The organism is Paenarthrobacter sp. NPDC057981 (assembly GCF_042886835.1).
In the GTDB taxonomy this organism is placed as follows: Bacteria; Actinomycetota; Actinomycetes; order Actinomycetales; family Micrococcaceae; genus Arthrobacter.
The window spans coordinates 37,980-51,902 of sequence record NZ_JBHVQI010000010.1 but is presented as its reverse complement, the minus strand read 5'-3'; the positions used below and the strand labels follow the sequence as shown (position 1 = coordinate 51,902).

The 13,923-nt window shown below is 63.5% G+C and carries 16 protein-coding genes and 1 tRNA gene; 5 read left to right on the top strand and 12 right to left on the bottom strand.

The genetic code is table 11. From position 1 onward, the window contains the following. Positions 1 to 70: 70 nt before the first annotated feature. From ACFVSI_RS11275 to ACFVSI_RS11240, 8 genes are all read right to left on the bottom strand, one after another. Positions 71 to 1,117, bottom strand: coding sequence for a HoxN/HupN/NixA family nickel/cobalt transporter (locus ACFVSI_RS11275; protein WP_387823234.1), 1,047 nt, complete (start codon positions 1,115 to 1,117; stop codon positions 71 to 73). Beyond that, positions 1,117 to 2,079 carry an urease accessory protein UreD gene (locus ACFVSI_RS11270; RefSeq protein WP_387823232.1) on the bottom strand — a complete coding sequence of 321 codons (963 nt, stop codon included), beginning with the start codon at positions 2,077 to 2,079 and terminating at the stop codon, positions 1,117 to 1,119. Before ACFVSI_RS11270 ends, ACFVSI_RS11275 begins: the two co-directional genes overlap by 1 nt. Then, entirely contained in the window at positions 2,076 to 2,693 is a 618-nt protein-coding gene (gene ureG, locus ACFVSI_RS11265) for an urease accessory protein UreG (protein ID WP_387823229.1), read from the bottom strand. Before ureG ends, ACFVSI_RS11270 begins: the two co-directional genes overlap by 4 nt. Positions 2,694 to 2,706: 13 nt before the next feature. After that, positions 2,707 to 3,378: an urease accessory protein UreF gene (locus tag ACFVSI_RS11260; RefSeq protein ID WP_387823226.1), complete on the bottom strand. Its 672-nt coding sequence runs from the start codon at positions 3,376 to 3,378 to the stop codon at positions 2,707 to 2,709. Positions 3,379 to 3,510: 132 nt separating this feature from the next. Then, entirely contained in the window at positions 3,511 to 3,984 is a 474-nt protein-coding gene (ureE, locus tag ACFVSI_RS11255; RefSeq protein ID WP_387823223.1) for an urease accessory protein UreE, read from the bottom strand. Positions 3,985 to 3,992: 8 nt separating this feature from the next. Continuing rightward, positions 3,993 to 5,723: an urease subunit alpha gene (gene ureC, locus ACFVSI_RS11250; protein ID WP_387823220.1), complete on the bottom strand. Its 1,731-nt coding sequence runs from the start codon at positions 5,721 to 5,723 to the stop codon at positions 3,993 to 3,995. After that, positions 5,720 to 6,088: an urease subunit beta gene (locus ACFVSI_RS11245; protein ID WP_387823217.1), complete on the bottom strand. Its 369-nt coding sequence runs from the start codon at positions 6,086 to 6,088 to the stop codon at positions 5,720 to 5,722. Before ACFVSI_RS11245 ends, ureC begins: the two co-directional genes overlap by 4 nt. 8 nt (positions 6,089 to 6,096) lie before the next feature. Next, positions 6,097 to 6,399: an urease subunit gamma gene (locus ACFVSI_RS11240; RefSeq protein ID WP_214857918.1), complete on the bottom strand. Its 303-nt coding sequence runs from the start codon at positions 6,397 to 6,399 to the stop codon at positions 6,097 to 6,099. Between the two features lie 197 nt (positions 6,400 to 6,596). Here ACFVSI_RS11240 and ACFVSI_RS11235 point away from each other — a divergent pair, with 197 nt between their 5' ends. Next, positions 6,597 to 7,118, top strand: a complete 522-nt coding sequence (locus ACFVSI_RS11235) for a flavin reductase family protein (RefSeq protein ID WP_387823213.1) — start codon at positions 6,597 to 6,599, stop codon at positions 7,116 to 7,118. Here the strand turns inward: ACFVSI_RS11235 and ACFVSI_RS11230 are convergent. Then, positions 7,115 to 8,215 (bottom strand): D-TA family PLP-dependent enzyme, encoded by a 1,101-nt coding sequence (locus ACFVSI_RS11230; protein ID WP_387823210.1) that lies wholly within the window; start codon positions 8,213 to 8,215, stop codon positions 7,115 to 7,117. The genes ACFVSI_RS11235 and ACFVSI_RS11230 overlap by 4 nt on opposite strands. 33 nt (positions 8,216 to 8,248) lie before the next feature. After that, complete coding sequence (locus ACFVSI_RS11225) at positions 8,249 to 9,253, bottom strand: LacI family DNA-binding transcriptional regulator (RefSeq protein ID WP_387823208.1); 1,005 nt, start codon at positions 9,251 to 9,253, stop codon at positions 8,249 to 8,251. Between the two features lie 249 nt (positions 9,254 to 9,502). Between ACFVSI_RS11225 and ACFVSI_RS11220 the strand changes: the two genes are divergently transcribed. Beyond that, the gene (locus ACFVSI_RS11220; protein WP_387823205.1) at positions 9,503 to 10,273 is read left to right on the top strand and encodes a GAF and ANTAR domain-containing protein; all 771 of its coding nucleotides are present in this window, start codon (positions 9,503 to 9,505) and stop codon (positions 10,271 to 10,273) included. A gap of 118 nt (positions 10,274 to 10,391) precedes the next feature. Further along, on the top strand, positions 10,392 to 10,763 hold the full coding sequence (locus ACFVSI_RS11215) for a hypothetical protein (protein ID WP_387823203.1): 372 nt from the start codon (positions 10,392 to 10,394) through the stop codon (positions 10,761 to 10,763). Here ACFVSI_RS11215 and ACFVSI_RS11210 read toward each other — a convergent pair. Beyond that, positions 10,760 to 12,292 carry an alpha-N-arabinofuranosidase gene (locus ACFVSI_RS11210; protein ID WP_387823200.1) on the bottom strand — a complete coding sequence of 511 codons (1,533 nt, stop codon included), beginning with the start codon at positions 12,290 to 12,292 and terminating at the stop codon, positions 10,760 to 10,762. The two genes, ACFVSI_RS11215 and ACFVSI_RS11210, sit on opposite strands and share 4 nt — an antisense overlap. Before the next feature lie 124 nt (positions 12,293 to 12,416). Between ACFVSI_RS11210 and ACFVSI_RS11205 the strand changes: the two genes are divergently transcribed. Next, positions 12,417 to 12,743: a class I SAM-dependent methyltransferase gene (locus tag ACFVSI_RS11205; RefSeq protein ID WP_387823197.1), complete on the top strand. Its 327-nt coding sequence runs from the start codon at positions 12,417 to 12,419 to the stop codon at positions 12,741 to 12,743. Between the two features lie 194 nt (positions 12,744 to 12,937). Here the strand turns inward: ACFVSI_RS11205 and ACFVSI_RS11200 are convergent. Continuing rightward, positions 12,938 to 13,010, bottom strand: a tRNA-Lys gene (locus tag ACFVSI_RS11200). Positions 13,011 to 13,249: 239 nt separating this feature from the next. Between ACFVSI_RS11200 and ACFVSI_RS11195 the strand changes: the two genes are divergently transcribed. Further along, the gene (locus ACFVSI_RS11195; RefSeq protein ID WP_387823195.1) at positions 13,250 to 13,909 is read left to right on the top strand and encodes a hypothetical protein; all 660 of its coding nucleotides are present in this window, start codon (positions 13,250 to 13,252) and stop codon (positions 13,907 to 13,909) included. The last annotated feature ends 14 nt before the right edge of the window (positions 13,910 to 13,923 follow it).

The window sequence follows — 13,923 nt, the reverse complement described above, 5'->3', positions numbered from 1 at the left end:
AGGATACTTGTCTAGTTTCCGGCTCGGGCACGCCGGTTACAGGGAGCGGAAAATATTTGTGTGCCGTTGGTTACGCGGAGCGCCGCAACACCCGGCCGCGCCAGGCAGAGACAGCCCACACGATCACGAACAACGCCACGAGGATCAATCCCGCATCGCCCAGGTCGATCCCGCCGAGCCAGGTTGTCAGAGGATCATCCAGTCCGAAGGCAGCGTTGACGAAGCCGCCCAGCGTGATCACCGAGATGAACAGCGCCGAGACTGCCGAAATGCCTGTGATGACGGCGTTGAAGCCGAGTTTCCGCCGGGGGTCATGGATGGCGGACTTGTACAGCTTCATCATGGCAACCCCGTTGATGGAGTCGCACAGGGTCATGGCTGCCGTGAACGCCAGCGGAAGGGCCATCAGGGCGAGCGGAGAAACGCCGGCGAGTGACGCCGTCGTCGTGATGACCAGCAGCCCGATGGTGGTGGCGGTATCGAAACCCAGGCCGAACAGGAATCCGATCACGTAGATGTTCCTGGGCCGCTCCACCTTGGACAGGGGTTTTGCCAACAGCCGGGCCACAAAACCTTTGGCCTCCAGGTCTTCAGCGCGCAGCTCACCGCCGTTCTGCACCTTCCGGTAAACCTGCGTTGCGCGGATGAAGGCCGAGCCGTTGAACAGTCCCATCGCCAACAGGAACAGTCCGGACACTCCACTGCCGATCAGGCCCAGCACCAGGTTGCCGGTGGTGCCGTCCTCCATGAACTGCCCGATCAACGTGGCGCCCGCAACCACCAGCAGACCGGCCAGGATCACCACCGAACTGTGCCCGAGACTGAACGCGAACCCAACGCTCACCGGGTCCTTCCGCTGGGCTACGAACTTGCGCGTCGAGTTGTCGATGGCCGCGATGTGGTCCCAGTCGTAGCTGTGCTTGATGCCCGCAACGTAAGCGGTGACCACCAAGCCGAGCGCCAGCGGCTGGGCTCCCCCGGCGCTTCCGGCAAGCAAAAGCACGACGCCGGCAAGATGCAACGCGGCGACGGCACCGAAGGTGAACAGCATGCGCGTCCGGAGGGACAGGGCATCCCGCTCGCGGTACATGGCGGCGAACCCGGTCAGCGCAGTCATCAGTATTTCCTCAAGTTCAGGGGCCCCTGCCCGTACCAGCGCTCCCGCAGGAAGGTGGTGCAGGCACCCAGCAGTGTGTTGAGTTCTTCGGTGCTGTTCGACAACGATCGCAGCACAAGCCCTGTGGTTCCGGCAATAGTCGCCGTCAAAGAAACTCCGGTGTACGCGTCAAATCCGCGGGTCAGCTCATGCAACCGGTCAGCCAGCCCTTGGTCCACCCGGCGATCCACCACCACCAGCGACCCCAGATGGCTGAAGCCCTCCATGAACCCCAGCCCGGTGACATCATTGAGCGGAGGCCGGATCAGGAGGTTGTCCAGCGCCAGCAGTTGCGCCCCGGCGGCGCCCTCGACCCGGATCTCGTTCCTGAGCCGCACTTCCTCATAGCGGAACACCGCACCGTCGGGCGACCAGCCGGGCGTGATGACTTCGGCCATCACAAAGCACGACGTCGGGTGGAGACTGATGTGCGAATTCTGCCGGTAGCTCGCCTCCCGGTAGGCAATCAACTGGTCGGGCAACAGCTCCAACCGCGAGCCCTCCCCCAGCCACACACTCATCCGCTGCTCCGCGAAGGACCCGGGCGTCCGATACACCTTGGTAGCCGACTGCGTAGTGAGAAGCAGGTCAGCCCCGTCCTCGACCTCCACCTCAATGAGGAACAAATCCGCCCCCAGATACGCCCCACCCGGATTGACCATGACATAACAAACCTGCCCGGACTCGTCGAGATAGTGCGGCCGCAAAACCCGCAAAGCCCCCTCATGAAACTGCCGCGAAGCCACAGACCTCCCGCCCCGTTCGGCGATGCGCAGCCGGAGTTCACCTCGGGGCGACTGGACCACCGAGGCGGCTGAGCCGGATTTTTGGGCCGCGGCGTGGCGGGCATCGCGAAGCGGGCACGGCCCAAAATCCGGCGAAGCCGCCGGACCAGGCACGGGCACTGAGATGAGCGAGGTCATTGTGCCAAGTCGAGCATCAGGACATCCCGCCGGATCCAGTTGAGGACGTCTTCCAACCCCTCGTCCGTCTTGAGGTTGGTGAAGCAGAACGGCTTATCACCGCGGAACTCCTTGGAGTCCCGTTCCATGATGGACAGGTCCGCACCGACGTGGGGTGCGAGGTCGGTCTTGTTGATGATGAAGAGGTCGGACTTTATCATGCCCTGCCCGGCTTTGCGGGGGATCTTCTCGCCCTGGGCGACGTCGATGATGTAGATCGAGAAGTCCACAAGCTCAGGGCTGAAGGTGGCCGAGAGATTGTCGCCGCCTGATTCGACGAAGATGACCTGCAGTCCGGGGTGGCGGGTTTTCAGTTCTTCGATGGCGGCCGTGTTCATGGACGTGTCTTCGCGGATGGCCGTGTGCGGGCATCCGCCGGTTTCTACGCCGATGATCCGGTCTTCGGGCAGGATGCCGTTGGCGGCCAGGATTTTGGCGTCCTCGATGGTGTAGATGTCGTTGGTGATGGCGGCCATTGAGATGTCGCGGCTCATGTGCCGGGTGATCCGCTCAACGAGCTGGGTCTTTCCTGCTCCGACAGGGCCGCCGATACCGATCTTGATGGGTTCAGTCATTTGTCCTCCTTCATTAGCTCATGAACATGCGGGCACGTTGCCGTTCGTGCCGCATTTGTGAAATTTCCAGTCCGGGGCTGACAGCCCCGAAGTCGTCCCAGCACAGCCGTGCTATATCCCGGGTGGCGGCAGCGACGGCGTCGTGCGCGTGGCGAAGTACCCGCTGCCCGGCGTTCTGCCCCAACGGTATGGCGCGCACGGCGTTCTGCGTCAGCGAGGTAACCGTGGCAAACAGGTAGGCACCAAGGGCCTCCTCGAAGGGAACACCCAATGACCGCGCGATGACTCCAAAAGCCAAGGGTTGATGCCCGGAAGCACCCCCCTCACGCACCAACTTCCGGTAGCCATCCAACTCCATCGATGGGAACACTTCCCCGCCGATCTCAAGCAGCCGCCCACCCATCTTCACGGAAGCCTCCCGCACCTCCCGAGCCAACAGCTGCCCCGAAAGAACAGAATCCAACAACCCCACATCCACCCCTTCATAAAGAAAGCGCAGAGCCAACCCATCGGAATAGGTCAGTTGCTGCCCCACAAAAGCGGAAAGCCAAACCCCAAACGACCCCTCATCCCCAACAAGCCCACGCTCGATATAACCCTCAAACCCCAACGAATGAGCAAACGCCCCCGTAGGCAAAGCCGAATCAGTCAACTGTTGAAGAGCAAGCTGATATCCGGCGCTCATCGAGCGCCCTCAAGGGTGAGACGACAGCCAGCCGCGCCGGATTTTTGGGCCGCGGCGTGGCGGGCATCGCGAAGCGGGCACGGCCCAAAATCCGGGGCGGCGCCCCAGCCGCCACCAGTTTCCGGCACACGATTAGTGCGAGTGCTCAGCATGGCGGAACGGCACCGGCATGACCCGTTCTTGCCTGTCGTAGGGGGCGCCGACGCTCTTCAGGTAGTCCTCGACCGTGTGATCGTACTGGCACACCATGACCTGGGCCCCGTACTCGGATTCGGAGTCGAAGAATTGCGCCTGCAGGTGACGGTTGCCGAGCGAATGTGCCACGACACCCATCTCGTGGATGCTCCGCGGCGCGATCACCAGGACGTCCGTGGGCAACACGGAGATGACGATGACGTTGTGGTCGTCGGCCGCCAGGATGTCGCCATCACGGAGGTCCCCCGAACCGCTGGGCAGGCGGATGCCCAGTTCCTTGCCGTGGTCGGTGGTGACGCGCTGGATGCGTTTGACCAGCAACGCACTGGGGAGCACCACCTTTTCCGTGTGGTGGCCAACAAATGCCCCGGGTTGCTCGTGCAGGTTGCCCAGGATTTTTTCGATGATCATGCGGGCTCCTAAAACAGGAAGTAGCGCTGCGCCATGGGCAACACGTCGGACGGCTGGGAGGTGACTTCTTCGCCGTCGACCGTCACCTTGTAGGTTTCGGGGTCGACGGCGATGTCCGGCGTTTCGCCGTTGAATTTGAGGTCCGCTTTGGTGAGGTCGCGGATGCCGGTGACGGGTTTGATGACGCGTTCGAGGCCGAGGTTGGCGGGAACACCGGCGTCGATGGCTGCCTGGGACAGGAAGGTGATGGACGTCTGCTGGAGCGCCTTCCCGTACGTGGCGAACATGGGCCGCATGGTGCGTGGTTGCGGCGTGGGGATGGAGGCGTTGGAGTCGCCCATGAGTGCATAGGCGATCTGACCGCCCTTGATGACGAGTTCGGGCTTCACCCCGAAGAACGCCGGATCCCAGAGCACGAGGTCCGCGAATTTGCCTTCTTCCACGGAACCGATCACATCGGCCATACCTTGGGCGATGGCAGGGTTGATGGTGTACTTGGCCACGTATCGCTTGAGCCGGAAGTTGTCCGAGTCCGGCGAGCCATGCTCCGCTCCCGAGGGATCCTGCAACACCCCGCGCTGGCGTTTCATGGCATCGGCTACCTGCCAGGTCCGGGTCACGACTTCGCCCACCCGCCCCATGGCCTGGGAGTCCGATGACGTGATGGCGAAGATGCCGAGGTCGTGAAGGACGTCTTCTGCGGCGATGGTTTCGGCCCGGATGCGGGAATCGGCGAAGGCCACGTCTTCGGGGATGTCCGGATTGAGGTGGTGGCACACCATGAGCATGTCCAGATGCTCTTCGATGGTGTTCTTCGTGTAGGGCAGCGTGGGGTTGGTCGATGCGGGGAGGACGTTCGGCAGACCGGCGATCTTGATGATGTCCGGGGCGTGGCCGCCGCCGGCACCTTCGGTGTGGAAGGTGTGGATGACGCGGCCGTCGATGGCCCGGATGGTGTCCTCCACAAAGCCGCACTCGTTGAGGGTGTCTGTGTGGATGGCCACCTGCACGTCGTATTCGTCCGCCACACGCAGGGACATGTCAATCGAGGATGTGGTTGAGCCCCAGTCCTCGTGGACTTTAAGCCCTACCGCACCGGCGCGGATCTGCTCAGCGAGGGGCTCGACGGCGGACGCGTGGCCCTTTCCGAACAGGCCAATGTTCACGGGCAGTCCCTCAGCAGCGAGCAGCATCCTGGAGATATGCCACGCGCCGGGCGTGATGGTGGTGGCTTTGGTGCCTTCGGCCGGGCCGGTGCCGCCGCCCACCATGGTGGTGATGCCGTTGCACAATGCGGCGGGGACCTGTTCCGGGGAAATGAAGTGGATGTGGGTATCGATGCCCCCGGCTGTGAGGATTTTCCGTTCGCCGGCGATGATTTCGGTGCTGGCCCCGATGACGATGTCCACGCCGTCGGTGATCTGCGGATTTCCGGCCTTTCCGATCTTGGAGATGTGCCCGTCTTTCAGGGCGATGTCGGCCTTGTAGATCCCGGTGTAGTCCAGGACCACGACGTTGGTGATGACTGTATCCGGGATCTCCTGCGATCGGGTCAACTGGCCGTTCTGGCCCATGCCGTCGCGGATGACTTTGCCGCCACCGAAGACCACTTCCTCGCCGTGGACCGTGTAGTCCTTCTCGATCTCAAGGAAGAGTTCCGTGTCGGCCAAACGGATGGCGTCACCGGTGGTCGGTCCGTAGAGTTCGGAGTACTGCTTGCGTGATATTTCGAAGCTCACTGGTGGTCCCTTTCCGCTGCGATGCCCGGGCGGGGTTCCCCGGCAACCCCAGTACCGCCGTCGAGCCTTCCGTTGACCGCATTGCTGAGGCCGAACACTTCGCGGGACCCGGCAAGCTCAATCAGTTGGACCGTTTTCCTGTCACCCGGCTCGAAGCGCGCGGCTGTGCCCGCGGGGATGTCCAAGCGGCGGCCGTATGCGGCTTCGCGGTCGAACTCGAGGGCGGGGTTTGCTTCGGCAAAGTGGTAATGCGAACCGATCTGCACGGGACGGTCGCCGCGGTTTACGACCTCGATGGCGATCGCCTCACGTCCGCTGTTGCAAGCGATGGAACCTGGCCGGAGCCTGTATTCACCGGGGATCATGGGGGCTCCTAACGGATGGGGTTGTGGACGGTGACGAGCTTGGTGCCGTCAGGGAAGGTGGCCTCGATCTGGACGTCGTGGATCATCTCGGGAACGCCCTCCATCACGTCGTCGCGGCTGAGCAGGGTGGTTCCGTAGCTCATGAGTTCCGCCACGGTCCTGCCGTCGCGGGCACCTTCGATGAGCTCGTAGCTGATGATGGCTACGGCTTCGGGGTAGTTCAGCTTTAGCCCCCGGCCTTGGCGGCGCCGTGCGAGGTCTGCGGCCACCACGATCATGAGTTTCTCCTGCTCACGGGGCAATAGGTGCACGACATCTCCTTAGGGCTGGGCAGAGCTGGGCCTGATGTGACCAGCGTAAGGAGCGGACGTTTCAGCCACGTTTCCGAACTGTCTCAGCCGGGGGTCGGAGTCGCCTGAATTGACCTCAACTAATGTTGAGGTTCTAGCATCGAATACTGCGCGCCCAGCGGTGCCACATTCGAGCATTTTCCATCAAAGGTATAGCGATGACCCACCCCAATCCCCTGCCGTCCCCGGCTGTCGGCGAGCTCTTCCGGGCCGCGTTCCGCGCACACCCGGCGGGAGTCGCGATCGTCACTGCCTCAGGACCGGAGGGACCGGTGGGACTCACTGCCTCCTCGGTGGCATCGGTGGCCGTGGATCCGCCAACGCTTGCCTTCTCCGTGACCGGTGGCCGTTCGGCGTCGATCATCGCAGCGGCGGAGTCAATCGTGGTGCACCTTGTTGGGGCCGACCAGCTCGAACTGGCCCGCACTTTCGCCGACCCGGCGGCACCCCGCTTCACCGAAGACATGGATTGGCAGTCGCTTCCGACCGGCGAACCCCTGCTCCGGGACGCCCAGTGGGCGCTGCGCTGCGACATCATCCACCGCGCGCCACTGGGAGGTTCGGTGCTTCTCGCGGCGACGGTTCAGGACATCCGGGCCAACGACGGCGATTCAGCCCCGCTGGTCTACCACAACCGGGCGTTCCACACCCTGCTTGAGAGCGTTCCGGCGCTGGGTTAGCTGTTCCTGCCCCGGGCGGCCACGGTCCACGTGTCCACCACAGCCCCTTCACGCACCACGGAGACCTCGTCCACCAGGTTCATGGTGAGGCACACGTGGTTGGGTATCACCCGCAGCCGGGTGCCCAACGCCGGAAGCCCGGCCGAGTCCGGCCAGACTACTGTGGCGTGGTGCTCGGACAGTGCGGTCACCCTTGCGTCCGGGAACTCGGGAAGCCGGGCGTAGCCTGTGGCCCAGTCAGGACGGTCGCTGCCCAGGACCTTGCTGCCGGCATCCACCACCACGCGCCGGACGTTGCCGCCGCGGGCTTCGTGGCGGCTGACCACCGTAGCGGCCACCGTCAGGGCGATGTCGTCCCAGGTGCACCGTTCAAGCTCCAGTTGCTGGGCATCGCCAAAGACGTAGACGCCGGGGCGCAGCTCAGTTGCAGCCGTGGGGCCATCAAGCAGGGCCGTCGGCGTTGACCCGCCGCTGACTGTCCGCACCTCGAAGCCGGCCGAGCCCAGGGCGGCAGCCGCCTGCCCCAGTGCTTCGTTTTCATTGCCTGCCGCCCCTGTTGGCATTCCGGGCTTGTAGCTGTGGCCGGGGAAGGTGAAAACGCCTGCCACGGTGAGACCTGCGGCGGCCGCAGCACGGGCCACCTCCACTGCCTCGTCGGGAAGGACGCCGCTGCGGTGATGGCCGCTGTCCACCTCGATCAGTACCTCGACGGAACCAGCGTCCGACCCCAACCGGTGACCCATCGCCGTCGCGCCTTCCACCGAATCCACACCCACAGCGAGGCGGGAAACCGCGGCCAGGGCCCGGAGGCGGTCAGCGTGTTCAGCTTCCACCCACAGCGGGTAGGCGATGAAGATGTCCTTGACGCCGTCGGCCGCAAAAACCTCAGCCTCACCGATGGTGGCAACTGTGATTCCGACTGCCCCAGCGGCCAGCTGCTTGCGAGCAATCTCCAAGGTCTTGTGCGTCTTGACGTGCGGGCGCAGATTCAGCCCCCGGCACTGCATGCTCTCGGCCATCCGTTGGATGTTGCGGTCAAGGATGTCGACGTCGATCATGACGGCAGGGGTACGGACGGCAGCAGGAATCACGTTCATTCCTCAAACACTAACTGCCCTGACTCGAACTTCTTAAGGCGCGGAATGCCGGACCCGGAGTTCAAAGGCGGCCTCCAACTGACGCACGCCGGCAACGGCTTGGTCGCTTTCGATCCTCTCGATCAGGAGTTCAACGGCGCGCTCCGCAATTTCCGCACGCCCCGGCGCCACGGTTGTCAGCGACGGCGATGCGAACCGTGCCTCCTCAATGTCGTCGAAACCGGCCACGGCGATCTCCTGCGGCACCTTCTTTCCACGGACCAGGAGCTCGTGAAGAGCTCCCAGGGCCAAGGCGTCGTTGAGGCCGAACACGGCGTCGAACTCTGCGCCACTGTCCAACAATCCGGCAATTGCCTCTGCTCCCCCATCTCGTCGCCACTCACACCGCAGCAGCAAGGCGGGGTCGTACTCAACGCCGGCGTCCGCGAGCGCAGCCTTGTAGCCGCTGAGCCGCAGGCCGGCGCTGCCTGTTGTGTCGCCGTCGGCCGCCCCCAGGACTGCTATACGACGGCGGCCACCGGCCAACAGATGCGTGGTGATGGCGGCGGCGGCTTCCTGGTTCTGGATGAGGACCATGTCCAGGCGCGGGTCCTGCACATACTCCCCAAGGAGGACCAACGGCTTGGTGCCGGCCGCCTGAATGATCTCCTCAGCACCAAGGGCCAGGGGGATGAACAGGAGGCCGTCGGTGAGGCTGCGGAATTGGCCCTGGATGGCTGCCTTCTCGTGGCCTGCCTCATTGCCGGACTGCTCAACCAGGACGCGGTAGCCGCGATGCCATGCTGCCTTCATAATGTCGGACGCCAACTCCGCGTAATACGGGATGGAAAGGTCGGCCAGGACGAGGCCCAGCATGTTGGTCTTCCCGGATCGAAGACTGCGGGCCGTCAGGTTGGTTTCGTAGCCAAGCTCCTCGATGGCGTCCAAGACACGTTGTCGCGTGGCCGGCCGGATGAATTCATAGTTGTTGATGACATTGGAGACTGTCTTCAACGAGACCCCGGCGACTTTCGCGACGTCGTTCATGGTGACTGCCATGCGGCACTCCTTAGGTGCAGGTGAAATACATCATTGCAACCAGAGAACGCACGGGGCGCGGTATCTTGTCGCACGCCATAAGCGTAGTGTCGAAATATGAGATCCCGGATGGTGACGGTCCGGAACTGATTTATCCGGGTTGGGCGCGAACACGAGTGCCCAGCCGCCCAGCCGGAAAAGCCTGAAGTCCGGCCTTGCTGAATTGAGGCCATAATGGCCCGGAACGAAGAAGTGCAATCTTCTACAAAAATGCAACATCATCTTTCTGAAAGCGCCACATCCGCAGGATCCCGGACAGACCTGACAAATTTTCTGGAGCGCATCCAGGATCTGCTGGTGGAAAACGCGGACATTCCCGGCTTTCTCGGCGACCTCGTGGAATTGACCGCGGACGAACTCACAACGTCGGCCAACACGGTATCGTGCGGAATGACGGTTATGCGGCAGAAAAAGCCGGTCGCCGTAGCGGACAGCGACCCGCTGGCACGCCGCTTGGACAAGATTCAAAATGACCTGGGTGACGGCCCCTGCCTCAGCGCCCTCCGGACACGGACCATGACCCATGTCCCCGACATACGGCATGAAAACCGCTGGCCGGACTACATGGACGCCGTGGAGGACACGGATATTGGTGCCATCCTGGCACTGCCCCTGGACTTGAACAGCACCTCTGCCGCCGTCGTAAATCTGTACTCGGCGCATCCACACAGCTTCGGTGAGGAGGACGTTCGTGCAGCCCAGCGGGTGACCACCACGGGAGCGAAGGCACTGCAGCTGGCCCTGAAGATGTCGCAGCTGCAGGACGCACGCGCGAACTTGGCAGCGGCACTGGATTCCCGCACCACCATCGACACGGCCGTGGGCATCATCATGGCGCAAAACAGGTGTGGCCGCGATGCTGCCTTCCAGATCCTGGCGGATGCATCCAGCCATCGCAACATCAAGCTGCGCGCGGTGGCGGAGGCCGTCGTCGCCCATATCGCGGGAGACCGGCATCTTCCCGCTTCCTTTGAAGACTAAGGCCTCCAGACAGACTCCTTCAGCCGTCACACGTCGCTCATACCCCTGCAACGCGCCCGCAACATAGTTGCGCAAAGCTGGATCCAAGTAAATGGCGGAGCCAGCTGAGGAGGCAACCATGGGCATTGCAAACAGGGACCTGTTCCAGGCGCTGAAGACACAGGCCACCCTGGCCCAAGCATTCGGCGCCGTACCGGGCGGCCAGGAAAAACCGCACCCGCTGAGCCAGGGAGACTACGTCGAGGCGTGGCACAACGGCCGCCTCTACCACCAAGGCACCGTGGTCAAGACCGTGGCGGGCACGGACCTGTTTTGGCTCAACGACCAGACGGGGACCCGTCGTCTGCTGGACATGGAATCCATGGAAATCGTGACCGTTGACGGCCCGGCTCCGGAAGCTGCAACGCAATCACCAAAGCCGGCTCCCGCCACCGTCACTCCCATCTCAGCGTTCCCGACCTTCCACGACGGAACGCAGCAGATCGCTTAGTTCCCCTCAGGCTCCAGGGACAGCCTGATCATGGTCCAGCTAACGGCCGGAAGCTCGGCGGTGAGGTTGCCGCCGTCGAGCTTTACACTGACGTTTTCAGACGGCAGGACCGACGTCGAATCGTCGGCTGTCGCCTGCCAGTACGGGTCCTTGTTCGTGTAGGTCACGGCCTCGATAACCTTGCCGGCGTTCAAGCTTCCGACGGCGGCTTCCAGCGTCAGCGCGGTCGTCGCCGAACGGTTCACGGCGAACACCACGGCTTGGTTGGCGTCGGCGTCGTAGGTTGCCACGGCTGACAATGCGCCAAAGCCAGCGGTCTTTTCGCTGTTCAACTGCGGGGACTCGACGGCGAGGTTGAGTACTGCGCCCGAGGCATGCTGGGACGTGAGTGCGAACGGGTGGAACGTTGTCTGCTTCCATGCGCGGCCGCCGGGCTCGGTCATGATCGGCGCGATGACGTTGACCAGCTGGGCAAGGCTCGCTGAATGAACGCGATCGGTGTGGCGCAACAGCGTGATCAGGAGATCGCCCACCACCACTGCGTCCGCCACCGTGTAACGGTCCTCCAGCAGAACCGGCGCAACCGGCCAGTCGTCACCCGTGGGCGCCTTGGACTCGTCGCGTGTCATGTGCCAGACGTTCCACTCATCAAATGAAATGTTGACCTGCTTTTCGGACTTGGTAGCCGACCTCACATGATCGATGTGGGAAACGATGTCCTTGATGAACGCTTCCATCCTGTGGCCGGCGGACAGGTGTTCCTGCAGGTCGCCGAAGTCCTCGAAGTACTGGTGCGCCGAGATCAGGTCCACCAGCTCATAGGTTTCGTTGAGGACCACACGCTCCCATTCACCGAACGTGGGGATGTTGGGGCCGGAACTGCCACAGGCAACCAGCTCCAGGTCCGGGTTGACCATGCGCATCGCCCGCGCGGTTTCGGCCGCCACACGGGCGTATTCCGTAGCGGTCTTGTGACCGATCTGCCAGAAGCCGTCCATCTCGTTGCCGAGGCACCACATGGTGATGTTGTGGGGTTCCACCGCACCGTTGGCCTTGCGCTGCTCGGACAACGCCGTGCCGCCCTTGATGTTGGAGTACTCCAGCAGGTCCAGTGCTTCCTGGGTTCCACGGGTGCCGAGGTTCACGGCCATCATGGGCTCCACCCCGGCCTTCACGGACCACTTGGCGAACTCATCCACGCCCACCAGGTTGGGGTCGCTCGAGTGCCAGGCGAGGTCAAGACGCGTGGGACGGTTCTCCTTCGGGCCCACCCCGTCCTCCCATCGGTAGCCGGAAACGAAGTTGCCGCCGGGATAGCGGACAGTTGAGACGCCGAGTTCCTTGGTCAGCTCCAGGACGTCCGTACGGAATCCGTCCTCGTCGGCTTTGGGATGCTCCGGCTCGAAAATGCCGGTGTAGACACAGCGGCCCAGGTGCTCGACGAAAGCCCCGAAGGTCTTCCTCCTCACGGGGCCGATGACGAACGCGGGGTCGATGGTGATTTTGGCGGTGTTGTTCTGGGCTCCCAAAGCGTGGGTCCTTGTCTGCTGGTGTGCGGGGCGTGCGAGTCAATTTACAACGTTATAGAAACCATGCTGTCGGTGGATGGGGTGGGAGTCAAGAGATTTCTTCGCGTGCACCTACGCTGGGTTCATGCGATCGCACATCGTTCGGGCCGCCTATGCTGCCCGAGCTGCCGAGTACACGGGCCTTTTCGGATCCATCAGCAGTACGCATCCTTCCGACAGGGCACTGGTCCGGGAATGGGCCGTCGAGCTTGATGGAAAGCTCATCGATGCCGGCTGTGGTCCGGGGCAGTGGGCTGGCCTCCTTCACGCACTGGGCACTGACGTCGAAGGGGTGGACCTGGTTCCGGAGTTCATCGCCACGGCCCGGGAAACTTACCCGGACATACCTTTCTCCGTGGGCTCCCTCGAACAGCTGACGGCACCGCGGTGGAGGAATTCCCGCACGCCGTAACGCCCGCCTACTTCTCGCCCGCGGAGGAGATGTCCGCCCTGTGGGAGCGTGCAGGTTTCGCCGTGGTGAGCGCGCACTCGCGGACGGATCCCGGAGTCCGCCCCCATGCGGCGCTCGTGGCAGAACGGCGGTAGCCCGGGCTTGGGAAAACAAAACAGGCCGGAGACTCAACGTCTCCGGCCTGTCTAGAAGGGTGGGCCCTGTGGGGATCGAACCCACGACCCACGGATTAAAAGTCCGATGCTCTACCAACTGAGCTAAAGGCCCTCCAGCTGTTGAAACAGCCATGAATACTGTACCCCAAGGTCAAGGCAGGTAAGGAACCCGAGGCGGCGTGCGCCGTCGTGACCTTCTTTGAGCGGAAGTACGACGGCGGCGCGCCGCGGACAGCGGCGTGTCGGCCCACCGGCGGCGGCAAAGTGGGTCGTGGAGGCACGCCGCTCGGTCCCAAGCAAGCGAAACAAGCGTTACTCGACCCCACCAGAGCACAGGAGTACGGTGAACTCATGAGCGAACAGCCAGGATCACGTGCGTACGGCGGAGCAAACAGGCACCACAAGCCCAAGCCCTTCGCGCCCATCGATTTCGAACCGTTTGCCGGCGGCGCGGACCCTGCGAGAGTGTCCGAGGCCGCACACCTCGCGGCCCAGGCGCTCGTGAAGCGCGGCCGGGACAGCGACGACCCCAAAGTCACGCGCAGGCTGGTGAAACTCGCCGACGAGCAGGGCCTGGATGCGATCGCCGAAATGTGGGCCGAGAGCCCGGCCCGCAGCCTGCCCGGCGCGCTCTGGCGCCTGTACGCCCTCCGCGCCGCCACCATCCAGAACCCGGAGCGCATCTCCGTCTACTTCAGGGCCGGCCGCGACACCGCGCAGGTTTCCAACGTAGTGGCAGGGGCGGCCGAACCGCCCGGAGCCGAAGAGATGAAGACCATGGCGGACGCCATTTTGTCGGGAGCGTTCGACGGCGAGTTCGACGTCGCGTTGGAACGTTCCGCTGCATTCTGCCGCGTGGTGGCGCTCGGCCAGGCAACGCTTGCCGACGGCGCCGAGCACAGCAACGAAGGCCACGCCAGCAAGCTCACCCGCAACTCCCACCAGCTGGTGAAAACCGCGGAAGACCTCGAGCACGCGGCAAACGCTTGGCGGCTGGGCGAGCTGGACTGAGGCGCCCTAAGGGC

Bases quoted from the DNA above. Each gene is read 5' to 3' on its own strand.
- ACFVSI_RS11275 (WP_387823234.1), bottom strand. From the start codon at position 1,117: ATGACTGCGCTGACCGGGTTCGCCGCCATGTACCGCGAGCGGGATGCC.
- ACFVSI_RS11270 (WP_387823232.1), bottom strand. From the start codon at position 2,079: ATGACCTCGCTCATCTCAGTGCCCGTGCCTGGTCCGGCGGCTTCGCCG.
- ureG (WP_387823229.1), bottom strand. From the start codon at position 2,693: ATGACTGAACCCATCAAGATCGGTATCGGCGGCCCTGTCGGAGCAGGA.
- ACFVSI_RS11260 (WP_387823226.1), bottom strand. From the start codon at position 3,378: ATGAGCGCCGGATATCAGCTTGCTCTTCAACAGTTGACTGATTCGGCT.
- ureE (WP_387823223.1), bottom strand. From the start codon at position 3,984: ATGATCATCGAAAAAATCCTGGGCAACCTGCACGAGCAACCCGGGGCA.
- ACFVSI_RS11245 (WP_387823217.1), bottom strand. From the start codon at position 6,088: ATGATCCCCGGTGAATACAGGCTCCGGCCAGGTTCCATCGCTTGCAAC.
- ACFVSI_RS11235 (WP_387823213.1), top strand. From the start codon at position 6,597: ATGACCCACCCCAATCCCCTGCCGTCCCCGGCTGTCGGCGAGCTCTTC.
- ACFVSI_RS11230 (WP_387823210.1), bottom strand. From the start codon at position 8,215: ATGAACGTGATTCCTGCTGCCGTCCGTACCCCTGCCGTCATGATCGAC.
- ACFVSI_RS11225 (WP_387823208.1), bottom strand. From the start codon at position 9,253: ATGGCAGTCACCATGAACGACGTCGCGAAAGTCGCCGGGGTCTCGTTG.
- ACFVSI_RS11220 (WP_387823205.1), top strand. From the start codon at position 9,503: ATGCAACATCATCTTTCTGAAAGCGCCACATCCGCAGGATCCCGGACA.
- ACFVSI_RS11215 (WP_387823203.1), top strand. From the start codon at position 10,392: ATGGGCATTGCAAACAGGGACCTGTTCCAGGCGCTGAAGACACAGGCC.
- ACFVSI_RS11205 (WP_387823197.1), top strand. From the start codon at position 12,417: ATGCGATCGCACATCGTTCGGGCCGCCTATGCTGCCCGAGCTGCCGAG.
- ACFVSI_RS11195 (WP_387823195.1), top strand. From the start codon at position 13,250: ATGAGCGAACAGCCAGGATCACGTGCGTACGGCGGAGCAAACAGGCAC.